General features: G+C 43.9%; 22 protein-coding genes. 10 read left to right on the top strand and 12 right to left on the bottom strand.

Annotated features, from left to right (window positions below):
• Positions 1 to 8 precede the first annotated feature (8 nt).
• The 5 genes from KDW99_RS19950 to phnD form a co-directional block, all read right to left on the bottom strand.
• Positions 9 to 1,718: a sensor domain-containing diguanylate cyclase gene (locus KDW99_RS19950; protein WP_255827212.1), complete on the bottom strand. Its 1,710-nt coding sequence runs from the start codon at positions 1,716 to 1,718 to the stop codon at positions 9 to 11.
• A gap of 247 nt (positions 1,719 to 1,965) precedes the next feature.
• On the bottom strand, positions 1,966 to 2,775 hold the full coding sequence (gene phnE / locus KDW99_RS19945; protein ID WP_255827211.1) for a phosphonate ABC transporter, permease protein PhnE: 810 nt from the start codon (positions 2,773 to 2,775) through the stop codon (positions 1,966 to 1,968).
• On the bottom strand, positions 2,763 to 3,551 hold the full coding sequence (gene phnE, locus KDW99_RS19940) for a phosphonate ABC transporter, permease protein PhnE (protein WP_114411408.1): 789 nt from the start codon (positions 3,549 to 3,551) through the stop codon (positions 2,763 to 2,765). The genes phnE (KDW99_RS19945) and phnE (KDW99_RS19940) overlap by 13 nt, the downstream gene beginning before the upstream one ends.
• Complete coding sequence (gene phnC / locus KDW99_RS19935; protein ID WP_255827210.1) at positions 3,551 to 4,345, bottom strand: phosphonate ABC transporter ATP-binding protein; 795 nt, start codon at positions 4,343 to 4,345, stop codon at positions 3,551 to 3,553. Before phnC ends, phnE (KDW99_RS19940) begins: the two co-directional genes overlap by 1 nt.
• Positions 4,346 to 4,353: 8 nt before the next feature.
• Positions 4,354 to 5,295: a phosphate/phosphite/phosphonate ABC transporter substrate-binding protein gene (gene phnD, locus KDW99_RS19930; protein ID WP_255827209.1), complete on the bottom strand. Its 942-nt coding sequence runs from the start codon at positions 5,293 to 5,295 to the stop codon at positions 4,354 to 4,356.
• 259 nt (positions 5,296 to 5,554) lie between these two features.
• Here phnD and KDW99_RS19925 point away from each other — a divergent pair, with 259 nt between their 5' ends.
• A complete protein-coding gene (locus KDW99_RS19925) occupies positions 5,555 to 6,985 on the top strand; it encodes an amidohydrolase (RefSeq protein WP_255827208.1) in 1,431 nt (476 codons plus the stop codon).
• 321 nt (positions 6,986 to 7,306) lie between these two features.
• A complete protein-coding gene (locus KDW99_RS19920) occupies positions 7,307 to 7,606 on the top strand; it encodes a hypothetical protein (protein ID WP_255827207.1) in 300 nt (99 codons plus the stop codon).
• Here KDW99_RS19920 and dcm read toward each other — a convergent pair.
• Positions 7,603 to 8,934 (bottom strand): DNA (cytosine-5-)-methyltransferase, encoded by a 1,332-nt coding sequence (dcm, locus tag KDW99_RS19915; protein ID WP_255827206.1) that lies wholly within the window; start codon positions 8,932 to 8,934, stop codon positions 7,603 to 7,605. The two genes, KDW99_RS19920 and dcm, sit on opposite strands and share 4 nt — an antisense overlap.
• Positions 8,935 to 9,019: 85 nt before the next feature.
• Between dcm and KDW99_RS19910 the strand changes: the two genes are divergently transcribed.
• Both KDW99_RS19910 and KDW99_RS19905 read left to right on the top strand, forming a co-directional pair.
• The gene (locus KDW99_RS19910; RefSeq protein ID WP_255827205.1) at positions 9,020 to 10,462 is read left to right on the top strand and encodes an McrB family protein; all 1,443 of its coding nucleotides are present in this window, start codon (positions 9,020 to 9,022) and stop codon (positions 10,460 to 10,462) included.
• The gene (locus tag KDW99_RS19905) at positions 10,463 to 11,737 is read left to right on the top strand and encodes an LlaJI family restriction endonuclease (RefSeq protein ID WP_255827204.1); all 1,275 of its coding nucleotides are present in this window, start codon (positions 10,463 to 10,465) and stop codon (positions 11,735 to 11,737) included.
• A 303-nt stretch (positions 11,738 to 12,040) separates the two neighbouring features.
• On the opposite strand, the gene KDW99_RS19900 is transcribed toward KDW99_RS19905, so the two are convergent.
• Positions 12,041 to 12,385, bottom strand: a complete 345-nt coding sequence (locus tag KDW99_RS19900) for a hypothetical protein (protein ID WP_255827203.1) — start codon at positions 12,383 to 12,385, stop codon at positions 12,041 to 12,043.
• 367 nt (positions 12,386 to 12,752) lie between these two features.
• Here KDW99_RS19900 and KDW99_RS19895 point away from each other — a divergent pair, with 367 nt between their 5' ends.
• On the top strand, positions 12,753 to 13,076 hold the full coding sequence (locus KDW99_RS19895) for a helix-turn-helix domain-containing protein (RefSeq protein ID WP_441901474.1): 324 nt from the start codon (positions 12,753 to 12,755) through the stop codon (positions 13,074 to 13,076).
• Complete coding sequence (locus KDW99_RS19890) at positions 13,066 to 14,415, top strand: type II toxin-antitoxin system HipA family toxin (protein ID WP_255827201.1); 1,350 nt, start codon at positions 13,066 to 13,068, stop codon at positions 14,413 to 14,415. The genes KDW99_RS19895 and KDW99_RS19890 overlap by 11 nt, the downstream gene beginning before the upstream one ends.
• Before the next feature lie 129 nt (positions 14,416 to 14,544).
• Here the strand turns inward: KDW99_RS19890 and KDW99_RS19885 are convergent, their stop codons facing one another.
• Positions 14,545 to 15,411 (bottom strand): YicC/YloC family endoribonuclease, encoded by an 867-nt coding sequence (locus KDW99_RS19885; RefSeq protein WP_255827200.1) that lies wholly within the window; start codon positions 15,409 to 15,411, stop codon positions 14,545 to 14,547.
• Positions 15,412 to 15,777: 366 nt separating this feature from the next.
• Here KDW99_RS19885 and rph point away from each other — a divergent pair, with 366 nt between their 5' ends.
• The 4 genes from rph (at position 15,778) to KDW99_RS19865 (ending at position 20,541) form a co-directional block, all read left to right on the top strand.
• Positions 15,778 to 16,497, top strand: a complete 720-nt coding sequence (gene rph, locus KDW99_RS19880; protein ID WP_255827199.1) for a ribonuclease PH — start codon at positions 15,778 to 15,780, stop codon at positions 16,495 to 16,497.
• A gap of 207 nt (positions 16,498 to 16,704) precedes the next feature.
• Positions 16,705 to 17,496, top strand: a complete 792-nt coding sequence (locus tag KDW99_RS19875) for a substrate-binding periplasmic protein (protein ID WP_255827198.1) — start codon at positions 16,705 to 16,707, stop codon at positions 17,494 to 17,496.
• A 6-nt stretch (positions 17,497 to 17,502) separates the two neighbouring features.
• On the top strand, positions 17,503 to 19,917 hold the full coding sequence (locus KDW99_RS19870; RefSeq protein WP_255827197.1) for a putative bifunctional diguanylate cyclase/phosphodiesterase: 2,415 nt from the start codon (positions 17,503 to 17,505) through the stop codon (positions 19,915 to 19,917).
• A 105-nt stretch (positions 19,918 to 20,022) separates the two neighbouring features.
• Positions 20,023 to 20,541 (top strand): hypothetical protein, encoded by a 519-nt coding sequence (locus KDW99_RS19865; RefSeq protein ID WP_255827196.1) that lies wholly within the window; start codon positions 20,023 to 20,025, stop codon positions 20,539 to 20,541.
• A 95-nt stretch (positions 20,542 to 20,636) separates the two neighbouring features.
• On the opposite strand, the gene ushA is transcribed toward KDW99_RS19865, so the two are convergent.
• The 4 genes from ushA to KDW99_RS19845 all read right to left on the bottom strand — a co-directional run bounded on the left by ushA (position 20,637) and on the right by KDW99_RS19845 (position 25,511).
• Positions 20,637 to 22,244, bottom strand: coding sequence for a bifunctional UDP-sugar hydrolase/5'-nucleotidase UshA (gene ushA, locus KDW99_RS19860; RefSeq protein ID WP_255827195.1), 1,608 nt, complete (start codon positions 22,242 to 22,244; stop codon positions 20,637 to 20,639).
• A 251-nt stretch (positions 22,245 to 22,495) separates the two neighbouring features.
• Positions 22,496 to 23,605: an ABC transporter ATP-binding protein gene (locus tag KDW99_RS19855; protein ID WP_255827194.1), complete on the bottom strand. Its 1,110-nt coding sequence runs from the start codon at positions 23,603 to 23,605 to the stop codon at positions 22,496 to 22,498.
• A gap of 99 nt (positions 23,606 to 23,704) precedes the next feature.
• Positions 23,705 to 24,589, bottom strand: a complete 885-nt coding sequence (locus KDW99_RS19850; RefSeq protein ID WP_255827193.1) for a carbohydrate ABC transporter permease — start codon at positions 24,587 to 24,589, stop codon at positions 23,705 to 23,707.
• A complete protein-coding gene (locus KDW99_RS19845; RefSeq protein WP_255827192.1) occupies positions 24,582 to 25,511 on the bottom strand; it encodes a carbohydrate ABC transporter permease in 930 nt (309 codons plus the stop codon). Before KDW99_RS19845 ends, KDW99_RS19850 begins: the two co-directional genes overlap by 8 nt.
• Positions 25,512 to 25,617 lie beyond the last annotated feature (106 nt).

The raw sequence follows: 25,617 nt of genomic DNA, 5'->3' as shown, positions 1-25,617 counted from the left end.
CTAACTCTTTATACTGCATATACCCGCGACTGATTCCGGCCATTTTCTTTGGCCCAGTAAAGGGCTTTGTCAGCTTGGTTTAAGCTGCTCTTTAAATTGGGGCTTTCTATATCTGTAGCCGCAATACCAGCACTAACAGTAAAGTGTACGGTTTTGCCATTGCTCATCTCTATGGCTTTCTTTTCTAATACTTGCCGAATCTGTTCAACCAACATGAATGCTTCATTAAGCTTAGTATTGGGCATAAAGATAATAAATTCTTCGCCACCGTAGCGTACTAATACGTCTTGTTCTCGGCATTGTGCTCTTAAGGTGCTGGCAACTTGAACGATGACTTTATCTCCAAAGCTGTGACCATAGGTGTCATTGATCTTTTTAAAGTGATCAATATCAAGCATGGCTATGGCGGCGGGTTGCTGGAACTGTTTGGCCTGCTGTAATAGAAATTCGGCTTCGGTATTGAAGTGACGTCGGTTGAATAGTTGTGTTAACGAGTCTGTTGATGCCAACAGTTTCAGCTCATCTTGCGCGGCCTTCATGGTTTCTAGTGAACGAATGCGATACGCAATGATGAGGGATAAGACCAATGCCTCAAGCATGATACCGATACCAACGCCGTGGCTATTTATATAAGTAAATTCGGCTTTGCCTTTGTAAAACAAGACAGCCATGGTGCTAAATAGGGCGAACAGTCCGTGCCCCAGTAAAAAGAAGGGTGCGATAGGGTGTTTTCGAATCAGCATAGAAATAGTTACAGAAACACTGACGACCATCATTATGGCTGCTAGCGTGCTTGAATAGTTAAGGGCCGTAATCATATCAAACAAGCCATAAACAAAGTCACAAATTAGCAAGGTAAGGATGGAAAGCAGTGCCCAATGCTCGATAGGGTATTTCTTCTTAGTTTCAAAAATATTGATCATGAAAAGCAGTAAAAATATAGGCATAGCAACGAGTGATAAATGCCATTTTAAAGTGATCGAGCCGTAGACATTGAAAAGATCAGCGAGTAATCCATAAGAGAGTGCAACCCAAAAACCGCCAGCAACTAGATAGCAGGCGTAAAAGAAGTGCTCTCTTAAACGAGACGAAAAGAACAGCAGGAAGTTGTAGATTATCAGAGCTAATAACATACCAACGAGCAAGGCGATATCTGTGTATAACCCCAACAAGGCTCTTTTTGATTGATCCTCATCGTATAGGTTTAGCGTGAACCATTGGTGCGAAAAAGACTGACTTTTGACGAACAATGTTTTGTGCTGATTGGGTTCTAATGTGATATCAAACACAGCGCTACCGCGATACATCCACTGTTGTGTTTCTTCTCTATCCATATCGAGCACGCGTTCGCGGGTTAGCGTACCTTTTACAACCTCATAAAGTTCTACTTTGTGATTGTGATAAGCATAAGGATGATGGAGATAAACTTTAATGGGCGTCGTATTTGTATTTTCAATTTCGATTTTTGCCCATGTTATTTTTGATGTTGTGCCTAATGACACACCATTTGGCGATAACTGGAACGCTTGTTGTTGCACGTCAGAGAAACGCATTTTCTCTGTTTTATCAACAAAGTATCCCATCTGAAACTGTTCTAATTTTACAGATGAACCTTGAATGACTTGTGTGGGGATATCGGCAAGAGCTACAGCAGAGGCAAAAACACACCATAACATTATAAATAGACGAGTAAAAAATACTGGGTGATTAAACGTCATGAATCATCTTCCATAATGAGAGCTGGATCTTGTACTGTTGTTTGAGGATTGCATTCTAACCGATTGTTTAAAAAAACATCGTAAGTGAATTGTTTGAATTTGTAGCTGCGTGATTAAGACAATCATAAGAAAGCCCTAGAAAACATCTGTTTTCAGACATTCACTAGGGTTCTTTTATTCGATGGTTTGAACCTAGTTTTTCATTTGCTTTATCAGCATGTTCAATTTCACGGTGTTTTGGTTTTTTTTAGATCAGCAAGCTACGTACTTTTGCAGAGAAGTATTCCGATATGACCACGGTGGCAAGGATCACAAGGATGATCAGAGTCACTTGAGGCCACGCCAAGGTATTCAGTGACGAGGATAAGAACAAGCCGATGCCGCCCGCGCCAACGAGTCCTAGAATCGTCGATTCTCGAATATTAATATCCCAGCGAAAGATCGCGATGCTCAAGAAGGCTGGCAATATCTGCGGGATGATTGCGTAGTTGATCACCTGAAAGCGTGATGCTCCCGTAGACTCGATTGCTTCCACACTGGTGCCATTGGTTTCTTCTATGCTTTCATAAAGCAGCTTGGCGACAAAACCAATAGAGCGTAAGCCGATGGCGATGATGCCAGCCAAGATCCCAGGCCCTAAGATAGACACCAGTAACAATGCCCAAATCAAGGAGTTGATAGAACGCGATGCCGCGATGATAAACAGCGCAACAGGGCGAACAAACTTCGTTGATGGTGTGGTGTTTCTGGCCGCTAAAAACGCAACGGGAAACGCCAATATCACACCAAGCAAAGTACCTAACGTAGCGATGTTGAGAGTGTCCCACAAGGCTTCGTACAGCTGGTTTATATAAAGCCAGTTTGGCGGAAACATCCTGCTTAGAAGATCTGCACCTTGTTCTGGAGCATCGTAGACAAACACCCACATGGTTTCTTCGTTCATCACCTGCCAACAGTAAACTGTTAGCAACACAGTGATAAACCAGAACCCCCAGACGATCCGCGCGTGGCGACGATTATTGCTATGCCAAAGCGTCGATTGATCTAACTGACCCATTTTCTAATCCATCCTGATAAGTATTCGCACGCCATAACAATGACAATAATGATAAGAAGAATGGCGCCAGCTGAATCGTATTCGTAGCGATCGATGGCTGTATTTAAGGTCGCGCCAATACCGCCAGCGCCAACAATACCGATCACCGCGGATTCGCGAAAGTTGATATCAAAACGATAAAAAGACAAACCAATCATACGTGGCATCACTTGCGGCCAAATGGCCATGTGAACGCGCTGTAACCAAGAGGCGCCCGTGGCGCTGATTGCTTCTAACTGCTTGCGGTCAATGCCTTCGATTTCTTCGGCCAGCAACTTGCCAAGAAAGCCAATAGTCGCATAAGTCAGCGTTAGGAAGCCGGCAAATGCACCAAATCCAAACAAGGCGACAAGGAATATCGCCACAATGATCTCTTGCATAGAGCGCGACAAAGCGATGAAAGAGCGACAGAACAAGTACACAGGTTTAGGAGAAATATTACGCGCTGCACCCACCCCAAAAGGCAATGACAGCAAAATGCCCACTACGGTCGAGGTGACCGTCATTGTCAGGCTTTCTAAAATCCCAGCGTAGATGTCTTTCGCGCGGCTGGTAAAGTCTGGCTGTAAAAAGCCAGCAAGGAATTTTGCACCGCGATCTAAACCTTCATAAGCACGCATCCAGTTAACCTCGACGCTACCAATGCCAACCACTAAATAGGCAATAAACATAACCCACAGCGCTAAGCGCCAGCGTTTATTGGGGACTAGGTAATGCGGCCTTTGCCAAGTACGCATTAAGCCACCTCCGCCTGTTCAAGTTCATCCGCATCATCCTGAGGTTCTGGATGCCAGTCTTCGTCACCATAAATACGCGTCAGAACGTCTTCGGTCAGTTCATCCGGCTTACCATCGAATACGACTTCGCCACCTTGAAGACCGATAATACGATCCACAAATTGCTGGGCTAATGGCACATCGTGGATGTTGATGATGGCCGGCAAACCGTTCTCACGGCAGATAGACTGGATCAGACGCATGATTTGGCGTGAGGTTTTTGGGTCTAAGCTTGCTGTTGGTTCATCGACCAGTAAAAGGCGTGGATCCTGCGCCAGAGCGCGAGCAATGCCGACACGTTGTCGTTGGCCGCCAGATAACTCATCTGCACGCTTGTTGGCATGATCGATTAATCCAACACGGTCCAAATATTCAAAGGCGTTGTCTATGTCGTTGCTCGGGAACTTACGCAAGAAGCTACGCCAAAATGGCAAGTAACCCAATCGACCAGATAGAACGTTTTCCATCACGCTTAGTCGTTCGACCAGCGCATATTCTTGGAAGATCATACCGATTTTGCGACGTTGGGTACGCATTTGGTTGGTGGACAGCTTGCTAAGGCAAGCGTCTGCCAAGTAAATGTTACCTTCGGATGGTTCAATCAAACGATTGATACAGCGGATCAAGGTAGATTTACCGGCCCCACTGGGGCCGATTAATCCAACGATTTCTCCTTCAGGTACTTCAAAGCTAATGTCTTTCAGTACCCAAGGGCCAGATTTATAGCGTTTCTTTAAATGTTCAAGTTTTAACACGTGATCGCCTATTTGCAGCTGTAAGAAACGCCATTGGCGGTATCAATTTTACGAATAACGTTCCAATGTTCTTTGAATGTAATAGGTAAGAATTGATCTTCACTTTTGAATTCTTGCTTCAGTTTGCTGCCTTTCCAATTAAACGTGAAAAACGCTTCTTTGATCTTCTCTTGTAGCTCAGGCTTTAGGTTATACGCCACACCGTAGCCCGTAGTTGGGAAGGTTTGAGACTTATAAATGGACTTAATTTGGTCGGCTTTCACGACATCACGCTCGACCATACGGTGCAAAACAGAGTTAGCAACGGCTGCGGCTGGGTAGTCTTTATTCGCAACGCCTAGGATAGAGTTGTCATGTTTACCAGAAAAAACAGGTTCAAAATCGCGCTCAGGAAGCATGTCGAAGTCCGCTTTTAAAATCGCAGAGGGCGCTTTAAAGCCAGAGTTCGAGGTTTGAGATGTAAAGGCAAGCTTCTTACCTTTGATGTCTGCTGGCTTATTAATGCCAGAACCTGGGTAAGTGATGATTTCCATTTCGTAACCAAATGAACCATCTGCCGCCGCCATCATAGCGAAGGGACGAAAGCCCGCACACGCAACAGCTAGAGGGTTTGAACCTGTATTGAAACCCGCTACATGAAGACGACCTGCACGCATGGCTTCAATTTGCGCCGCGTTAGACTGTACTGGGTAGAATTTTACTTTTTTACCCGTTACGTCTTCCATGTGCTCAAGAAAGTCGGACCAAACATCTTCGTATACCGCTGGATCTTCTACTGGCGTGTAGGCAAAAATTAGCGTGCTAGGGTCAGTTAGCTGCGATTTGTCCGTTGGGATATCCGCCACGAGATCGTTATCGTTATCAACGTAGCGGCTATCTAAAGAAAAATCCGCATACGCAGCGTTAGCCGCGATAACAGAGGAAAAAGCGAGAGTGCAAAGGCGTTTCATAAAGTCTTCCTTACCCATGAGAGTGTGTTGAATTCGATTTAGTAGATCGGGAGCGTGGCAGCCACTCTAGCGTGAAAATATGACACTTTAGTGACGATATGCCGACAGGGGAAAAGCCTAGATTGTTTGCAATATTAATGAGATAGGGCGAGGTGTAAAAATATTATCCCTATATATCAACTGTCTATATTGTAAATAGTTATATAGGTATCATTAAAATACCGAGTACCTAAAGATTAAAAAACAGTAAGGTTTAGCAATGAAGTTTCAATATTTGGTTGGGATCGCCAGCGTGTTTTTTCTCACTGGTTGTACAACAATGCCTCGCGGCGACAACGCCGATCTTATTATTCACAATGGTCAAGTGTTAACCATTAACACCGAGATGGAAGTGATTGATGATGGGGTTGTGGTGGTGAAAGATGACACCATTATCGCCGTCGGTGGTCATGAACTAATGCAACAATACCAAGCGAAAAAGGTGATTGATGCCCATGACGGAATCATTCTGCCGGGAATGGTAAATGCTCATAACCATCTTCCTATGATTGCCTTCCGAGGACTGGGGGAAGAGGGTATCTCGAATCGTCTATTTGCCTATTTCTTTCCGCTTGAAGCACAAAAACTCAGCCGTGATTTAATTTACAACGCCACCAAGCTTGGAGCGATTGAACTGGCTCAAAGTGGTGTGACGACGTACGCCGATATGTATTACCACATGGATGAAATGGCTAAGGCCACCAAAGAAGTGGGCTTGCGTGCTGTGCTGGGCGAAACCGTGATTAAATTCCCTGTGGTCGACGCCAAAACACCCTACGGCGGTGTGGAGTATGGCAAGAAGTTTGTCGAAGAATACAAGGGTGACGCTTTGATCACACCGGCTTATGCGCCCCATGCGATTTACACCGTCAGTAAGGAAAAACTACAAGAGATTCATGCACTTTCAGAGCAGCAAGATGTTCCTGTATTAATACATGTGGGTGAATTTCCTAACGAAGAAAAACGCCTAGAAGGCGAAGCTCAAGCAAAAACGCCCATTGAGTATCTATCTGAAATAGGCGTACTTGATCAACGCCTTGTGATTGCCCATGGTATTCATTTAACGCCAAACGATCAGAAACTCTTAAAAGCGGCTGACGTCGGGATTGCATATAACCCAATGGCGAATGCCAAAGGCGCTACAGGGATTGCACCCGCTTGGGAAATGTATCGTGCAGACATGAGAATAGGTTTGGGAACCGATGGCCCTATGAGCTCTAACCAAGTGGATTTGGTCAAAACCCTAAGCTACGCCGCCAATATGCAGCGCCTAAAGTATTCTGATCGTACTATTATGATCCCTGAGCAAGTGATAGAAATGGCCACCTTAGGCGGCGCCAAAGCGCTACATATGGAAGACCAAATTGGTTCTTTGGAAGTCGGTAAAAAAGCCGACATTGCCATTTTTGAAACCCAGTCTGCCAACATGATGCCCAACTACAACCCATACGCGACCTTGGTATATCAAGCTAACCCAAGCAACATAGATACCACGATCGTGAATGGAAAAGTGATCATGGAAAACCGAGTTATGCAGACAGTTAAACTGGACGATATTCGTGACAACGTCGATGCCTTTGAAGCTGACATTGCAGAGTTTGCCAAAGAACTTTCGAAGACAGCCATCAAATCCAAAAGCCTTATGGACTGATTCTCTCTTCATAAGACATCAGTGAAAAAAAGGGTGACAGATTGAATCACCTAACAAAGTTAGAACGTTGAATCTGTCACCCTTTTTAATGAATTATTATTCAATTTTTTGAATCTCCGCTCATTGAGTAGAATTCTAATCTCTAATTAACTTAATACGTTACCTAAGATAAACCATTCGAAAACGTCCGCTCTTCCATTCAAAATGGATTTCATAGTGTCCGAATCTCAGGTAGCTGTTTTTCCCTTGACCTGTAAAAAGGACCTGATTTTTACGAAAGAATGCTTTATTCTGTATGTATATACAGTATGGAGGCTAAAAATGGAAAAGTTAAAACTCGGCTTTAACGCAAGCGATTTGCCTGCCGCACTTACGAACAATACGTCACCAAACGACATTTGTACTTCGTTCTACTTTCGACAGAACGATGCTTATTACCTTCTCTGGGTCGAACACCAGAATCCACAATACCGCGAGAACGAAGACTCCCCACGATATACTATCAGTCCTGCTATCAATGAAGGGGATGATGAATCGCCAGAAATTTACAGCGATTCATCCAAAGAAGTTCTTCTTCAATCGGAACATGTTAGTAAGTTGATTGGATATTTTTCTGGCTAATTTACTTTGAAAGAAATGGTAGTTTTCTTTTGGTCTTCAGCTTTACGTAAGGTGTGTATCATTTCCTGTGCAAGTGCGTTGATAACATTCACACATACCGAGTTGCCAAATTGTTTGTATATTTGGCCTTGAGATACTGCATTAACGATAAAGTTCTCAGGAAAACCTTGTAGTCTCGCACATTCTCTAGGCGTTAGTTTCCTAGGGTTTTTGTAGAGGTGTCTTTGGTCAATCAGAATTTCAGAGCCGTCTTTGTAGTAGCGAGCGCTAATAGTGTTGGTGTATTCGCTGTCTGCATTGAAAAGCGAATAGCCAAAGCCATTACCTTTGGTTTTATGATTTTCTTTGCGCTTCTGATGACCTGCCCATAACTTATCTGAAATGGTGTATTTATCTTTGCCTTCTGAAGTGAATTCTTTTGCTAATTCATGATCATATTGCAATATGTCACCGACACGAGTTGGCGTTTTTGGTGCTGTGGGCCAAGAGAAGGTCTCATCAAAGTTTGTTTCAGGGAACTGGTCTTTATCAAACCCAACAATAAAAATACGCTCACGGTTTTGTGGTGAGCCAAAATCCGCTGCCCTAAGAACCTTGTAACCAACCCAGTAGTTGAGCCTTTTGGAGAGGGCACTCCGTGCTTCTTCGCTCATCGGAACATCATCTGGAACTTCTTGTTTATGCTCACCACGAAGAATATCTACAATCGTTTGTAGAGTTCGTCCCTTATCATGACCTTGCAGCTGCTTAACATTTTCCAGCATAAATGACTTAGGTCTTTTCGTTGCTAGAATACGCTGAATCTCGAAGAACATGGTTCCGCGTGTATCACTGAAGCCTTGCTTTAGGCCTGCTTGGGAGAAAGATTGACATGGAAAACCGCCTAAGAGTAGGTCATGCGAAGGGATCTCAGCCGCTTTGATTTCTGTTATATCGCCGTGAGGCATTTCGCCAAAGTTGGCTAAGTATGTCTTTTGCGCGAATTTATCCCACTCTGATGTAAAAACGCATTTTCCACCTAATTGTTGGAAAGGTAAACGTATACCGCCTATACCTGCGAACAGATCAATAAAACTAAATTGTCCAATTAGATCATTGTCGTATTGAAACGGTGCATTTTCTAATGCTTCTTTCATCTTACGCTCGATATTCTGGATATCTTGCCATTTCTTAGGGCTTGGCTTATGTTCTCCTTCTTCCCAACCTCGGATAGTGCGTTCGCCTGATGAGTTCAGACCAAGTAGGTTTGCAAGCTCTGTTCGCCCAAGACCAAGGTTTTTGCGTAAATCTCTGATATATTCAGATTCAAAAGTAATAGTGTTAGACATAGCTATATATTTATCCGGTTTAAGTCCGGGCAATAATAACACTGTATAAATTCTCAGGCAATATTCAGAATTGAAGTGACGGAATATGCGTATAGACCAATTTGTAGAAAGTTGTAGTCAGCTAGATAGCCAAATGATAATCAAGTATAGATCAGTAGCTCCATCAATAGAGTTTTCTAACACTGGTAGACGCGGCTCTATTAAATGCTTTTCAATTTCATTAGTTCAATTGAGCAGAACATTGAAAGATATATCCAGAAACTTTGATGATTTTTATGAAAGTAGGGAATATGTCGAAAAATCGTGGAGAGACCTATTCTCAACTTTCATGTCTGATGAAGTCGTAAATGCTCTTTCAACAGTTCAAACTCTCCCTCTTTTTTCTGTAATTAACAAAATTATATCTGTTGTTAACTCGTTGCATTACGTTGAAAAATTTTTACCTTTAACCAGGGAGCATTTAGAAGTTGCTATTAAGTATATTGATAGTCAGTTGCCTGATGAAGAGGAGTATCTATCTAGATTAGATGCTGGGCAGCTAGTAGTTAGAGAGAGTCGCTTTCTTTCACGGAGTGAATACAAATTGGTGAGCAAAGGTAAAAATATAATTTACTACGGTGCTCCTGGGACAGGAAAGAGTTATTCCATTGCCCAAGAAGTAGATGAAGCAAATACGATCAGAACAGTGTTTCATCCTGATACTCAATATGGTGATTTTGTTGGCTGTCTAAAACCCGTTATGAACGGTGATAAAGTCGGTTACGGCTTCCGAGCAGGGCCCTTTACCGAGGCTATAATAAAAGCCACTAATGAGCCAGATCGACTTGTTAGTCTTGTTATCGAAGAAATCAACCGAGCCCCCGCTGCAGCGGTCTTTGGTGAGGTTTTCCAGCTATTAGATAGAGCTCCTGACGGTTGTAGTACGTATCCGATAAGTATTTCTGATCCCGATATGCTTGCGTACCTAAATCAGAATACGAACAACAGCTTTGCCCTAGGCCGCCTTGTTATTCCTAATAACCTCTCGATACTCGCGACAATGAATAGTAGTGATCAAGCGGTTATGCCATTGGATACTGCCTTTAAGCGTCGCTGGGAATTTAGGTATTTACCGATTGATTATTCAAAGGCCCCAAAAGGTGTTTTAGAAATTCCGACTGCCGATGGTGTGATCGGTATTGAGTGGTCTAATTTTGCAAAAGTTATTAACGAGACCCTATCAAGTCAAAACATTCCTGAGGACAGGTTGCTGGGGCATCGGTTCTTATCAGAAGCCGAGCTAGCTAGTGATCCTCAAGCCGCTCTTAAAGGTAAGCTCTTTATGTACCTTTGGGATGATGTGCTGAGACATGGACGTAAAGGGCTCATCTTTTTAGAAAGTATCAACACGTTTGGAGAGTTGAGTCGAGCATACGATGAAAAACAATCTGTATTCAACAGCTCTATCGAAGAGGCCTTAGCTTCTTTGGAAAGCACTATCAGTAGTGGAGATTTGAATCCCGCTGTCTACAATGACGGAGAAGTATAGATGGTTCAGGCTCCTGCTTTCTATAACGATAGGCAGCAAGTAAGTAGTTTGCCTTTTGATGTAAGGCATGAGCTCGAAAAACATAATATCTTGAAAGTAGGTGAGCATGTCGTTCACTTCACAGGCTTTGTATTGGGTAAAGATAAGTTACATGTATTTTTGCCTCGCAATACTGCTTTGAGTGCAAAGACAAGTAAGCAGAAGCTTCGGAATGCTGCTCTTTTGATGAGAGGCATTCGTCGCTATCTCAACGAACGACCATCAATAGAAACAGCTGAAGAAGGTGATGGCGATGTTGGTGCGTTCCAATTAAGTCTAGTTACAGACTTGTTGGAAGACTTTTGTACGAATGGCGTTTATTCAAAGCGTTTCCGAGAGCACGTTAAAAATACCGGTAAGTTTAACTGGAAGCGAACTATATCATCTCAGACGGCGTTTATTGGAGAATCGGGCCCCGTTTATCTTGATATAGATGGCACTCGACAGCACTATGTTTCAGACTGTGAGGTGGCTAGGGTACATGCACAAATTATTAGAAAATTAGATCAATCCTATAGCTGGATCATTACTGGTACAGATGTAGAAATTTCTGGTGAAATCAGTCATATACCAGACTCGCTGATGGAAGTAGAAGCTCAGATAGCAGTCTTAGAAAAAGAGTTGCTAAGTGTTTACGCTGAACGAGATATTCGTCTGATACATTTGATGATTAGATACCTTAAGAGCACAAGGGGGGCTGAGAGAGGTAGCCTGATTGGTCTGCGTCATTTTCATTACATGTGGGAAAAAATGCTCGATAGTTCTTTGAAGTGGGTTTTTCCTGTCAACCAGCTGCTAGCGATACCTTCGTATCGTTTTAAGGATGGAACTCTTAAACAGGCGGCTTCTAAAGCTCAACGAACAGATACCGTTTTAAAAGCCCCTAAATCTAATAAGTATGTAGTGATTGATGCTAAGTACTATGGCGCTAGTGATATTCAAAGTGCTCCTGGGTGGGGGGATATTGTAAAGCAGTTTTTTTACGCCAAAGCATTAAAGGTTTATGCTCAAAACGCTGAAGTGGGAAATGCTTTTGTTTTCCCAGGAAGCGGGCCTTTGCATTCGGTTCATATGATAGAGCGTGGTAAATCAAGAGGTGTTCTAGATGAAGATTATCCTCCGATTAGATGTTTTTACCTTGATCCAATGGAGCTTATTGAGTGCTATGTAAATGGTAGTAAGTTAGATAGGTTTAGTGCATCTTTACTATCGCAAAAATGCACTTCCCAAATTTAGATATGACTTACGGAACTAATTCAACGTTGAAAGCACCGTTATCATCAAAACCAAGATATAGGGTGCTCCCAGCCTTGGCTTGCGACATTACAGAATTCGTCTGAAAATATAGCCTGAACTCACTGCGAGTGGGGTGATCTTCTCGAGCATCATACCAAGTCAAATCTGAATCAACTTGATCGTTACTTCCTCTTGTCGAAAATCCAATGGAGCTTATTGAGTGCTATGTAAATGGTAGTAAGTTAGATAGGTTTAGTGCATCTTTACTATCGCAAAAATGCACTTCCCAAATTTAGATATGACTTACGGAACTAATTCAACGTTGAAAGCACCGTTATCATCAAAACCAAGATATAGGGTGCTCCCAGCCTTGGCTTGCGACATTACAGAATTCGTCTGAAAATATAGCCTGAACTCACTGCGAGTGGGGTGATCTTCTCGAGCATCATACCAAGTCAAATCTGAATCAACTTGATCGTTACTTCCTCTTGTCGAAAAGGTTGCACGAAAGGTAATTTTGTTCTCACCAAGAAGCTTCTTAAGTTCAGCAACACCATTTAATTCATGTTGATTAGAGCGAGCTTGTTCCGCTTCTACAGCAGACAATGTTTTTACTATGGAACGTGAAAAGGAAATAGTATTTCTCATTATTCATCTCTACATCAATAAGTTATAAATAATACAATAGGTCCTATCTCCTTGTTTTCAAGCTTAGTAATATTTTATCTATTCAATATTCTGGATCTGCTCATTGAGTAGCGGCCTAGCCCCTAACAAACTCAATGAGTTATCGAAAAGAAACCGTTCAAAAATGCCTGTTTGCCCACCAAACTGCCCACCACTTGCCTATGGCTTTTACTAAATCTTAGTGGTTAGCAATGGAAAAACCGCGCCGTTTTTATGCTGCTGTTAGGGTCTAGAAATAGCAGTTTTGAAAGGCTTTATCGAGTAATTTTTCAACACTTCATTTAATAATGGATACAATAATATCCACTTTTTGTTTTATTTCGCTATAATGGATATAACTGTATCCATTTGGTCTTTGCGGATGAATTTTACTTTACTTGATGATACCGATGTAAGCCAAGCCTATGCGGCTTATTTACGTGAGTTACGAAAGCAGGCAAAGCTGTCACGAGCGGCGCTTGCTGAGCGAAGCTGTGTACCAGCGGCCACCATTAAGAAGTTTGAGTTGACTGGGCAAATTTCATTTCGCCAATTGCTATTGCTATGGCAGACCCTCGACTCATTGGATAGGCTTTATCAGCTCACACAGCCGAGCAAAGAACGCGCTACTATACCCACGAGTATTGATGAGGTGCTAAAAGATGAGTTTTAAACCCATTCAGAAGCTTAATGTAACTCGTAGATTAAGCTCTGGCGAGCAGCTCGCTGCCGGGGTCTTGGCGCAGAATCGGCAAGGCGTTTTTTTTCAGTATGCAGACAGCTATTTGCAGCAGTTTGGCAATTTATCACCTTTTACCTTGCAAGCGAACGCGCAAGTTCAAGCCGCCCCTAAAGCGCCTCATCAAGGTGTACATGGCGTATTTGGGGATTGTTTACCTGATGGCTGGGGCATGCTGTTACAAGATCGTATTTTCCGGCAAAAGGGCATCCTGCCTAATCAATTAACGGCGATGGATAGACTGGCCTTTGTCGGTGATAAAGGCATGGGAGCATTGTCTTTTTCTCCGGTATCTGAGTTTTCAGCCACGACGCATGCGGATATTGATTTAGCAACTTTGGGCTTAGAAGCACAAACGCTGTTCGATTCTTCGATGTCAGATTATATGGACGACAACCACGATGAGTTGGATGGGCATACGCAACAGGTGTTGGCCGCATTAGTCGCCGGAGGTAGTTCGGGTGGGGCAAGACCCAAGGCACAGATTTATATGCTTGCTGGAGAAACTCGGCATTGTCGAACCTTTGCAAAGCCTGGTGATGAAGCGTGGCTGATTAAATTTACTTCTAAAAATCTCGCGCTCGGCCATGAAGAAGGTTTGTGTGAGGCAGTCTATTTACAAATGGCTGAGCAAGCTAAGTGTCAACCACCGCTATGGCAACTCATTGAAGCACCATCCTCAAGCGGTGCGCCTGCGTGGTTAGCGCTTAAGCGTTTTGATTATGTCATTGAACAGGCCGACTTAGGCAGCAATCGTAGTTCAGGTCGATTGCATATGCACAGCGCGTGTGGGCTGCTGGATGCAGACTTTCGAACACCAAGTTTAGATTACATTGATTTAATTAAAGCCAGCCGTCAGTTGTGTAAATCTCCAGCGGCTGGACAACTGCAATTTCGCCGCGCCGTTTTTAACCTGCTGTCGTCTAATCAAGACGACCACAGTAAAAACTGGGCGTTTTTGCAAGCGGACGACGGTCAATGGGATCCTGCACCTTTTTACGATGTTACCTACAGCCCGCATCCATTTAACGAACACGCCACTGCGTTCGGAGGTTATGGCAAAGCGCCACCGCTTAAGGTGATGCAAAAACTTGCTACCAGTGCTGGCTTTTCGAATTGGAATGATGCAAGGCAAGTCATTGAAGAAGTCGCAGAAGCCATCAGTCAATTTACGTATCTGGCACAGCAGCAAGGGATCAGTAAAACAACAGTGTCTGCGATTGCTAAGACATTGGATCAGCGCAAACAGGAAAATGCAGCGCTTTTTCAATGAAAGTAAAAGAATAAAACGGGTCAGAGTTAAATTAAGCTAACGCTATTCCATAGTCAGAATCAGAGAGCTAGTGAAGAGGTGGAGTCCACCTCTTCACTGCATTTATAGGCAGCTTAATAGAAGAATGCCTCACTCAATATTCTGTATCTGTTCTCTCATTTGCTCAATCAACACTTTCAATTCCACGGCGCTTTGGGTGGTTTCCACGACGATGGATTTTGACGAAAGGGTGTTGGCTTCGCGGTTGAGTTCTTGCATTAGGAAGTCGAGTCGGCGGCCGATGGGGCCTTTTTGTTGTAGCTGGCGGCGGACTTCTTTGGTGTGCGTGGCGAGGCGATCCAGTTCTTCGGCGACGTCGGCTTTTTGTGCCAGTAGGACGATTTCGGCTTCGACGCGCATTGGGTCGAGGTCGACTTTGGCAGCTTCGAGTTTATCCAGTAAGTTTTGCTTTTGCGCCGCGATGATCTCTGGCAGTTTGGCTTGCACTTCTACAACGATGGCGTCTATGGCATCAAGACGTTGTTCGATGATGTCTTTTAGTTGTGCTCCTTCGCGTAGGCGAACTTGGATCATTTCGTCGACTGATTTATTGAAAAGTTCCATAACGGCTTTTTTCATAAGGTCAAAGTCACTGCCTTCGTCGCTGAGGATGCCTGGCCATTTAAGGATGTCGAGCGGGTTCGCAGGATCGAGATCTTTAAACCAAGTGCCAAGTGTTTCGATGGCGCTTGCCAAGGCTTGGGCGTTGCTTGGGTTAATGGTTAAGTTGGTGGCCGCTTTGTCCACACCTTGAAAGCGCAGTTGGCATTCCAGTTTGCCTCGATTGAGTTTTTTACGCAGCACATCACGAAACGCAAACTCTAGTTCGCGGAAGTTTTCTGGCAGACGGAAGCTGGGTTCTAGGTAGCGCTGATTCACTGAGCGAACTTCCCAGCTGATGGTGCCCCAATCGTATACGGCTTCTTGGCGTGAGAAGGCGGTCATGCTTGCTGTCATGTTAAGTACCTACGTAAAAAATAAATAAAGAGACCTTTGCACGATTACTGTGCTTGCCAATACTTTGTTAGAAATAGACTCAAAAATGCTCATTTATAACCCATAACTCGGCTTTGGCTTCCTGCGTCGCCCTAATAACTACATCCATGTAGTTATCCGCTTTCTCGTCTATTTTTGCCTCGTCTTGGCTTCGCTCGTGACTTCGTGCAAAGGTCTCAGAGCAATACAAAGGCGATATTGTAGCCTAACGAGGCGGGGTTCGACAGGCTTGCTAAATGTCATGTTTTCCTTTGGCTGGGGGCGCAATTTTGTGTGGGTTCGTTATAATTGCGCCTTTATGATGGTTAACAGACAGAGAGAGCAAGTATGCGTCCAAGCGGAAGAGAAGCAGATCAATTACGTCCCCTGAAAATCACGCGTAATTTTACCAAACATGCCGAAGGCTCGGTGCTGATCGAATGTGGCGACACGAAAGTTATTTGTACTGCGACTGTGGTTCATGGCGTGCCGCGTTTTTTGAAAGGCAAGGGCCAAGGTTGGATCACGGCAGAATATGGTATGTTGCCGCGTTCTACGCACAGCCGTGTGGATCGTGAAGCCGCGCGTGGTAAACAAACGGGTCGTACCGTTGAGATTCAGCGTTTGATTGGTCGTTCTTTGCGTGCAGCAGTGGATCTGAAAAAATTGGGTGAGAATACGATTACGATTGACTGTGATGTGATTCAAGCTGATGGCGGCACTCGTACGGCGTCTATTACGGGCGGTTTTGTTGCTTTGGCGGACGCGATGCGCGTTTTGGTCGAGAACAAGAAGGTAAAAGAGAACCCAATTGTATCGCAAATCGCCGCTATTTCTGTTGGCGTTTATAAAGGCGTGCCAGTGTTGGATTTGGATTACCCAGAAGATTCAAACGCTGAAACAGACATGAACGTCATCATGAACGATAAAGGCGGTTTTATTGAGATCCAAGGTACAGCCGAAGGCGAAGCCTTTAGTGATGAGCAGATGATGGGCATGTTGGCCGTGGCTCGCAAAGGCATTAATGAAATCATGGAAGCGCAACGCGCGGCCTTGTTCGACAAATAAAGATTTAGAACAGGTATGTATTAATGAAAACCAGACGTCAAAATACGGCGTCTGGTTTTTTTGTGCCTAAGTTTGGCGGTAATCGTTTGTATTTACTTGAGGTACTGCGTTTTATACATCATATTTAATATAGGTTAATTGTTGAGGCCGACTGCTTTTTAAAATCAATAAGGTTATTTTATTTACCTAGATTTCATTGGAGAAGTTATGAGTCGCTATTGCTGCATTGCTTTATGTATTATTGGGACTCTTTTCTGCCGAATGGTTCAAGCGGAGGAGGTTGTACTTTATACGGTGCATTTTCCTCCTTACACTATTGATTCTAAAGAAGTCCCGTCGTCTACGCCGCTCAAACATGACGATGGCTTGTATGGGTTAGATGTGGACTTAATTCGTGCTGCCTATGCAACTCAAGGTGTGTCCGTTCGCTACAAAATAATGCCTTGGACTCGGGTTATGCGAGATGTGGAGGCTGGCCTTATTCTTGGTGGTATTTCATGCCATCCTCTTCCTTCTAGAGAACCCTTTTCTTTATTCTCCGACCCAGTCAGTCGCTCCTCTCTTGCTTTCGTCACACGACGTAATTTTTTATCAGACGGCAGCCATTCATTACAGGAGTTAAAAAAATACAAAACGTTAGTAGTAAACGGCTGGGCACCAATGAATATTTTGGATGCGAATGGAATACCTTACAGTATTGTTAATGAAGATAGACAAGGTTTGACGTTGCTGTTGCGCCGTAATCACGATGTATTTATGACAGGGAAAGAAAGTATCGCTTATGTCGCCAATACATTGGGTATTGCTGATCAATTGAGTTTTTATAACATCACAGACATGGAGTATAAGTATTATACGGTTTGCTTTAGCCAATCTTACAAGGGAGCTAGTATGTGGCGAGACAAATTGAATAAGGGATTGCAAGCAATTAAGCAATCTGGCGAATCCAGAGCGATTTATGTTCGTTATGGTATTCCATATTCGGAAGAAGGTTTATAACTCTGCATGTTGGCATTACGCAAACGACTTTCTTATAAACAGGCCAAATGGGCATTGATACTGATTTTATTGTTGAGCTTGTCGATGAGCTCTTTGCAGATTTTTGTAGACTGGCAAGACGAGAAAGCCACTATTAAATCCCAAGTCATGTCGACATTGTACATTGCCGAGAGTGCGGCGACGGAAGCGGCCTATTTATTGGATGAGGGCTTAGCCAAAAAAGTCCTTGCTGGACTGATGCGTTCGGGTAGTTTTTATAAAACGCGTTTGGAAGATGATTTGGGCAACGAGCTGGCAAGCACGTATCGTCCTTTGCAACCTATGTTTCTGCGGGGATTATCTGAACAAGTGTTCAGTGAATTGCCACAGGATTTCCGCTTGACGTTAATGCGGAATACTCACTTTTCTGTGGGAACCGTTATTGTCTCGATCGATAGTGGCGCGGTAACGAATGCTTTCTTACGTCGTAATATCCGCTTAATTAGTACTTCGTTTTTATCTGCGTTCCTACTTGGTGCTGCCATCTTTATTCTCTTTTATGTACAAATATCTCGGCCTCTTTCTCGGCTAATTGATCAATTAAGTTGGTTGGAAAAAGACGGCAATGATCCTGTGCAACTGCAATTTAAGCAAACTGCTCGAGAAGATGAGTTGGGGATTTTGGCTCGTACTATTACCGCACTTTGGCATAAGCGGAAAAAGGTCGAAACTGAGCTGGCAAAAAGCGAAGCCTATTTTAAAGCTGTTTTACATCAGTCTAGCGAGTGTATGTTGCTGGCTAACCTAAAGGGTCAAATTCTCGACTGCAATGGCGAGGCGTGTCGATTATTGGCTTACGATAAATCCACTTTGTTGACGTTAAAAATTCAACAGATCGATTTTGATCATACACCAGAGCAGTTGAAAGAATGGGCCAAGAGGCCTCAAGGCGAGGCTAAGGTCTATGAAACTAACTATCGTCGAAGTAATGGTGTCGACTTTCCGGTCGAAGTATGTGGAAACATTATTACTTTGGATCATGAAGCGCATTTTTTGGCTTCTTTTCGAGATATTACACAACGAAAATTAGATCAAGAACAGGTTCAGTTTTTGGTCTATTACGATGCTCTGACCAATTTGCCAAATCGACGGTTTTTAAATCAGAACATCGAAAATGTCATCACCACCGCACAGGATAATGATCATGTTGGTGGCTTGTTATTTATCGACTTAGATCGCTTTAAAAATGTTAATGACTCCATGGGACATCACGTTGGTGATGCCCTTTTGGTTGAAACCTCAAAACGCCTTTTGGCTTGTTTGTCGGACGCGGATATTGCGGTTCGAATGGGCGGTGATGAGTTTGTGTTATTGATTCCTGTGTTGGGAAGGACGTTCGAAGAAGCACAAAGCAAAGTAACTTTGTTAGCAGAAACCTTGTTGTCACAGTTGTCTAAGGTGTTCTGTTTAGAACAAACGGATTTATTTATATCAGCGAGCATTGGCATTTGCTTGTTTCCGTTTGAAGGGGCGAACGATGCTCAGATTTTACGCCAAGCCGATACCGCCATGTATGAAGCAAAGGAAAGTGGTCGTAATGCTTACCGTTTTTATAGACAAGAAATGCAACAGCAGGTTTCCGAGCGAGCTAAGTTGGAAAAAGCCTTACACAGCGCGATTGGCAATAATGAGTTTTACTTGGTGTATCAGCCACAAGTGAACCAAGACGGGCAACTAATAGGTTTTGAAGCGCTTATTCGTTGGTTTAATGAAGAGCTTGGGTTAGTGCCTCCCAATCGCTTTATTCCAGTCGCTGAAGAGGTTGGTTTAATTTACAGCGTTGGCAACTGGGTGTTAGAAAATGTTTGTCAGCAATTGAAAATATGGCAAGACATGGGCTTGCCATCGACGTTTAAAGGCGTAGCGATAAACATCAGCCCATATCAGTTTGCCAAGGAGTGCTTTGTTGAAATTGTCTGTGATGTGATCGATCGTTCCGAAGTTGATGCAGGCTTGCTTGATTTAGAGATCACCGAAGGCATGCTGGTGGATAACATCGCTTCTGTTGCTGAGAAAATGTGGCAACTCAAAGAACACAATATACGTTTTTCCATTGATGACTTTGGGACGGGGTATTCTTCACTGCGTTATTTGCAGCACTTTCCTATTACGCAATTAAAGATCGACCAATCATTTGTACGTGATTTAACGAGTGATCCACAGAGCCATGTGATCATTAATACAATCGTGTCTATGGCGACTCATATGAATCTATCTGTGTTGGCTGAAGGGGTGGAGTATCAGGAAGAAAAAGACATTCTAGCAAATATGGGGTGTGAGAAATATCAGGGGTATTTCTTTTCTAAACCTGTCAATGCCGACATGGCGACACAATATCTCTCTGGCGACATCTCGTTTCCATTGCAGCCCCAAAACGCTTAGTAGCAAGAATGGCGTTAAATGTCAGTCATTGTGCGCGTTTTTGCGCCTTACAAGCTTCTTTGACTCTGCGATTATCTATTCACAATAAAAATAAGGAGAAGCAAGGTGAAGAAACTGATTGGTATTGGAATTGTGGCCACAATGGCGCTTAGCTCAGGTGCCTATGCATCAGGCGATGTTCTGGCTGGTAAGTGGATGTTGCAAAACGCTGATAGCACGCAAGCCAAGCTGGACGAAGCGGTTGAAAACGTGGCGCAAGAGATGAATTTCTTTATTCGTGCTTTGGCGCGACCGGTATTAAAAAAACAAACACAGATTTGTCAGCAATGGACTTTGGGTTGGCAAGCTAAACAGTTCCAATGGCAGTGTGACAGTGAAGAAGCCGATAACATACCGCTTAGTGCTAATGGCGAAGTGATCAAGAAAGATGAAGAGGGCATCGAGATATCTGGCACTTACCAGCAAACGAATGATGCTGTGGTGGTGGTGCTTGAATCTGAGCGAGGCAAACGCACCAATACGTGGAAACAAGTAAGTGATGATGAGTTGCTGTTTACGGTTAAGCTAGAATCCGAAAAACTACCGACACCTTTGACATGGTCCTTGTCCTATAAAAAAGAGTAGCTCTTTTGCTGAGCAGTTTCTCTGAAGGTGACTAATAAGAACGCCCCAATAGATGTGTCTATTGGGGCGTTCTTGTGGTTAGGCTTATCTTTCGATTAACGCTTCACAGCACCTGTTGGGGCAAATTTAGCGCCTTTAAGTGGGTAGTTATTACGAATGTATTCCACTAGAACGTCAGCATCTACATAACCTGAGTTAACGTAGTTTGGATGATCAACGATTTTAGGGTAGCCATCACCGCCTGATGCTGAGTAGTTATTCATCGCGACGCGGTACGTTTTGCCAGCTTCTAATGCTTTACCATTCACCATGATGTTAGTTGCTTTGCCATCTTTTAGTGTTAAAGAGACGCCACTGAATTGAGCAAATGCGCCTGTGCCTGCTTGTTTTGCTGCCACTGTAGAAAGGTAATCCGTTAGCTCGTCTGCATTGAAATCTACATAAGACACCATGTTACCGAAAGGTTGAACTTTCAACACGCTCTTGTAAGTCACAACGCCTTTTTCTAAGTTGTCACGGATACCACCGGAGTTCATGATGCCGATATCTGCGCTGACTTTTTGCTTCATTGCTAAAGCTATTAAGTTGCCCAAGTTTGTCTCTTGGTTACGCACTACGCTGCGCTCGCCAACAAAATCTGCTTCTGAGAAACCAATTTCAATATTAAGCTCTTTCTGACCTTTTTCTTGGAAAGGCGTTAGCATTTCAAGCATGGTTGGATCTTGTGCAATTTCTTCTTCGATGAAGACGCGCTCAGATTTGCCATCGGCGGTTTTGACTTTTTTCTTCAAGTTAACTGGAATGAGTTTGTATTCAGACCAAACGATCGCGCCATTTTTGTAGACAAAGTCTAAGCGTCCAACGTATTTACCCCATTCGTGTGCTTGAAGAATAAGTGTGCCGTTTTGCTCATCAGGTTGGAAAAGAGGGTTCTGTGAGTGGCCACCTACAATGACATCGATGCCAGGAACGGTGCGGGCTAGCGTTACATCGCCAGGTGCATTGCCACCGTAGTTACCGTCTTGGTAGTGACCCATGTGAGTCACCGCAACCACTAAATCGGCTTTTTTACGTAGCTCAGGAATGAGCTTTTTTGCAACCGTGATAGGCGATTCAATTTTGATGCCGCCTAAAAATTCAGGGTTACCCAGTTTAGCTGTGTCGTCAGTGGTGAAGCCCACAACCGCGATTTTGAGGTCATCTACTTGGAAGATTTTGTAAGCGTCAAACAAAGGCTTGCCAGTTTTCGCGTCTAAAATATTCGCAGAAAGGAAAGGAAAACCAGCCCATTCTTGTTGTTTCTTCAGTACAGAAAGCGGGTTGTCGAATTCGTGGTTACCCAATGCCATCGCATCGTATTTCAGCATCTTCATGCCACGGAAATCTGGCTCTGCGTCTTGTAGATCAGACTCTGGAACGCCTGTATTAATGTCACCACCCGATAGTAAAAGGGAATTGCCATCGTCTAATGCCACTTCTTCACGAATATTGTCGATCAAGGTTTTACGAGCGGCCATGCCGTATTCGCCATTGCCGTTTTGCCAGAAACGACCATGGTGGTCATTGGTGTGCAAGATGGTGACTCGATATTCTTTGTCTTCTTGCCAATCTGGCTTTTGCGGTCCCATCATAGAACATGCAGTCACAGATAACGCGACACCAGTAATGGCCAGCTGCGTGATAAAACGCTTAGTAAAATTCATGGTTTGATTCCTTTACATGATATTAGTCGACAGTGCTTCAATTCGAGATAACCAAAGGCCACTTTAGAGTCGCTTGTTTGATTACAGTTCTTAAAATGTATCTCATATTTATGACAAGTTCGAGAGACTGTGCAGTAATTTTGACCATTTGTGCAATTACTTGGCATTTTAGACAAAAAAAGCCTGCCACAGTGAAAACCATTCTGTGGCAGGCTTGCTTAAACGTATTGAACCGCTAGCAGTACGAACAATTAAAGATCTAGGCGTCGACCTGTTTCTTTATCAAAGGCAACGGCTTTAGAGGTATCAAACATCATTTTGATGATGGAACCTGCGTCAGCTGGGTACATTGGGTTAGAACGACAGTTGATTTCCGCATCGTTAACGCGCGTCAAAATCATCGTATCGGCACCCATAGGTTCAGTTACTTCCACTTCTATGTCTGTGGTTGTTACAAAAGGTTGGCCTTCTTTGTGTGGCTGCGGCTCGGTGATCATTTCAGGGCGTAAGCCAAGTAGGATGGTTTTACCTACATAGTCTTTTAGCGCTTCAGGTTTCGGGAATGGCAAGGCAACGGTGGTGCTGGTGGCCAATTCCAACATTGGCGTGCCATCCTGTTCAACGACATTCGCAGGAATGAAGTTCATTGCTGGAGAACCCATAAAGCCCGCAACGAACAAGTTCGCTGGGTTATCGTAGATTTCTTGTGGCGTGCCAAGTTGTTGCACTTCACCGTCTTTCATTACAGCGATGCGATCGGCCAATGTCATGGCTTCGATCTGATCGTGTGTTACATAAACGATGGTTGTGCCCAGTTTTTTATGTAGCTTCTTGATCTCTGTACGCATCTCTACACGCAATTTAGCATCTAGGTTAGACAATGGCTCATCAAACAAGTAAAGCTGAGGACGACGTGCTAAGGCGCGTCCCATGGCAACACGTTGACGCTGACCACCAGACAATTGCGCTGGTTTGCGGTCAAGCAGGTGACTAATTTGCAATAATTCAGCAACGCGTTGAACTTCTACGTCACGTTCTTCTTTTGGTACTTTGCGCATTTCCAAACCGAAAGAGATGTTTTGCTCTACGGTCATATTTGGATACAAGGCGTAAGACTGGAACACCATCGCGATATCACGATCTTTTGGGCTGGTGTAAGTCACGTCTTTGTCGGCGATTAGGATACGACCTTCAGATACATCTTCTAGGCCGGCAATCGAGTTCATTAGAGTGGATTTACCACAACCAGATGGCCCAACCAAAATCAGGAATTCACCCGCTTTGATGGAAATATTGATGCCTTTTAAGATTTCAGTCTCGCCGTAGCGTTTTTTAACATTATCAATGACTAGGTTTGCCATGTTATTACTCCGAATTTTTCAGATCACTCGTGCTGCGTTAGGTAAAAGGCACGAGTGCATTTTGTCTTTATTGTTCGCTAGTTTGCTTAGGGCCTTTATTTAGCCCTTCACAGCGCCAGCTGTTAAACCACGGACGAAGTACTTTCCTGCAAATACGTAAACGGCCAGTGTTGGCAGGGCCGCGATAATGGCCGCGGCCATATCGACGTTGTATTCTTTACCGCCGAAGCTGGTGTTTACCAAGTTGTTCAAAGCAACCGTGACTGGCTGAGTATCAAAACCAGAGAAGGCCACACCAAATAAGAAGTCATTCCAAATCTGCGTAAACTGCCAAATTACCGTTACGACGATAATCGGTGTAGAAACCGGCAAAATGATGCGGTAGAAAATCGTAAAGAAGCCAGCGCCATCAAGGCGAGCTGCTTTCACCAATTCACCTGGAATCGACTGATAGAAGTTACGGAAGAACAGAGTCGTAAAGGCCACACCGTAAACCACGTGCACGAAGACCAAACCTGAGGTGGTATTGGCAATGCCTAACCAGCCTAGCGTTTGTGCCATTGGCAATAAGATAACTTGGAACGGAATGAAGCAACCAACCAACATGGCGGCAAAGAAAAAATCGCTGCCACGGAATTTCCATAGGGAAATAACATAACCATTGATAGCACCCAATAAAGTCGAAATGGCTACCGCAGGTAAGACGATTTGAAACGAGTTCATGAAGTAAGGCGAGATACCGCCACAGCTACCGCCAGTACAAGCACTTGACCAGGCTTTTGACCAAGACTCGAAATTCAAGGTAGCAGGCAAAGACAACAGTGTTCCTGTACGAATTTCTTCAACGTCTTTTAGAGAGGTTAGTAACATGACGATAAACGGCATCAGATAGAACGCAGCTACGACGAGTAATACCGTGTACAGGGCAACGCGTAGTGCTTTGTCTAGGCCAGACGTTTTACGGCCAACGGCTTTATTACTCATGGCGTTTACCTCGCAACTCAGAATACAAATAAGGAACCAAAATCGCCAATACACAACCTAGCATCACCATAGCAGACGCCGAACCTAAGCCGATTTGGCTACGAGTAAAGGTGTAGGTGTACATGAAGTTAGCAGGCAAATCAGACGCGTAGCCTGGGCCACCATTGGTCAAAGCCGCCACCAAGTCGAAACTCTTAATGGCAATGTGCGACAGAACGACCAAGGCGCTGAAGAAGACAGGCTTAAGTGATGGCAAAATAATACGACGGTAAGTCGTAAATGTGCTGGCACCATCAAGGTGTGCGGCTTTAATAAGATCGCCATCTACGCCACGAAGGCCAGCTAGGAACAATGCCATGACGAAGCCAGAAGCTTGCCAAACGGCCGCGATAACCAAACAGTAAATAACCATGTCTGGATTAATCAACCAGTCGAATTTGAAGTTTTCAAAACCGAAGTCGATCATCATTTTTTCTAGGCCGTTGGTTGGGTTAAGCAACCATTTCCAAGCGGTACCGGTTACGATGAAAGAAATCGCCATTGGATAAAGATAGATAGTGCGGATCGCGCCTTCAGCGCGAATCTTTTGATCCAAGAAAATGGCAAGTGTCACGCCAAGGAACAAACAGATAGCAATAAACAAACCACCGAAGATCCCAAGGTTGGATAGGGCTACCATCCAGCGGTCGTTGTTGAATAGGCGCTCGTATTGATCGAAGCCGACAAAATTGTACGACGGCAACATACGAGAACCAGTAAAAGAGAGTACGGCAGTCCATATCATATAGCCGTAGATGCACACCAAGGTAACCAGTACCGTTGGGGCCATAACGATTTTAGGCATCCAATCGGCCAAGCTTAGGCGCGCAGGACGTCCTGACTGAGTCTGTCCTGACCCAGAATTGGCGGCTTTAGTGTTCATAATTGATGCTTCACTTTAGAAGAGAGACTGACAAAACGACGGGTTTGATGATGTGGTTAAAACCAGATCTATCTTCGCTCGCGGTGTTTCGTAACATTCTCTGGGA

Source organism: Marinomonas rhizomae, assembly GCF_024397855.1.
Classification (GTDB): domain Bacteria; phylum Pseudomonadota; class Gammaproteobacteria; order Pseudomonadales; family Marinomonadaceae; genus Marinomonas; species Marinomonas rhizomae_A.
Note: the sequence above shows the minus strand (reverse complement) of the source record. Positions and strands in the feature narration are given on the sequence as shown.

Bases quoted from the DNA above. Each gene is read 5' to 3' on its own strand.
- KDW99_RS19950 (WP_255827212.1), bottom strand. From the start codon at position 1,718: ATGACGTTTAATCACCCAGTATTTTTTACTCGTCTATTTATAATGTTA.
- phnE (WP_255827211.1), bottom strand. From the start codon at position 2,775: ATGGGTCAGTTAGATCAATCGACGCTTTGGCATAGCAATAATCGTCGC.
- phnE (WP_114411408.1), bottom strand. From the start codon at position 3,551: ATGCGTACTTGGCAAAGGCCGCATTACCTAGTCCCCAATAAACGCTGG.
- phnD (WP_255827209.1), bottom strand. From the start codon at position 5,295: ATGAAACGCCTTTGCACTCTCGCTTTTTCCTCTGTTATCGCGGCTAAC.
- KDW99_RS19925 (WP_255827208.1), top strand. From the start codon at position 5,555: ATGAAGTTTCAATATTTGGTTGGGATCGCCAGCGTGTTTTTTCTCACT.
- KDW99_RS19920 (WP_255827207.1), top strand. From the start codon at position 7,307: ATGGAAAAGTTAAAACTCGGCTTTAACGCAAGCGATTTGCCTGCCGCA.
- dcm (WP_255827206.1), bottom strand. From the start codon at position 8,934: ATGTCTAACACTATTACTTTTGAATCTGAATATATCAGAGATTTACGC.
- KDW99_RS19910 (WP_255827205.1), top strand. From the start codon at position 9,020: ATGCGTATAGACCAATTTGTAGAAAGTTGTAGTCAGCTAGATAGCCAA.
- KDW99_RS19905 (WP_255827204.1), top strand. From the start codon at position 10,463: ATGGTTCAGGCTCCTGCTTTCTATAACGATAGGCAGCAAGTAAGTAGT.
- KDW99_RS19900 (WP_255827203.1), bottom strand. From the start codon at position 12,385: ATGAGAAATACTATTTCCTTTTCACGTTCCATAGTAAAAACATTGTCT.
- KDW99_RS19895 (WP_441901474.1), top strand. From the start codon at position 12,753: ATGGATATAACTGTATCCATTTGGTCTTTGCGGATGAATTTTACTTTA.
- KDW99_RS19890 (WP_255827201.1), top strand. From the start codon at position 13,066: ATGAGTTTTAAACCCATTCAGAAGCTTAATGTAACTCGTAGATTAAGC.
- KDW99_RS19885 (WP_255827200.1), bottom strand. From the start codon at position 15,411: ATGACAGCAAGCATGACCGCCTTCTCACGCCAAGAAGCCGTATACGAT.
- rph (WP_255827199.1), top strand. From the start codon at position 15,778: ATGCGTCCAAGCGGAAGAGAAGCAGATCAATTACGTCCCCTGAAAATC.
- KDW99_RS19875 (WP_255827198.1), top strand. From the start codon at position 16,705: ATGAGTCGCTATTGCTGCATTGCTTTATGTATTATTGGGACTCTTTTC.
- KDW99_RS19870 (WP_255827197.1), top strand. From the start codon at position 17,503: ATGTTGGCATTACGCAAACGACTTTCTTATAAACAGGCCAAATGGGCA.
- ushA (WP_255827195.1), bottom strand. From the start codon at position 22,244: ATGAATTTTACTAAGCGTTTTATCACGCAGCTGGCCATTACTGGTGTC.
- KDW99_RS19855 (WP_255827194.1), bottom strand. From the start codon at position 23,605: ATGGCAAACCTAGTCATTGATAATGTTAAAAAACGCTACGGCGAGACT.
- KDW99_RS19850 (WP_255827193.1), bottom strand. From the start codon at position 24,589: ATGAGTAATAAAGCCGTTGGCCGTAAAACGTCTGGCCTAGACAAAGCA.
- KDW99_RS19845 (WP_255827192.1), bottom strand. From the start codon at position 25,511: ATGAACACTAAAGCCGCCAATTCTGGGTCAGGACAGACTCAGTCAGGA.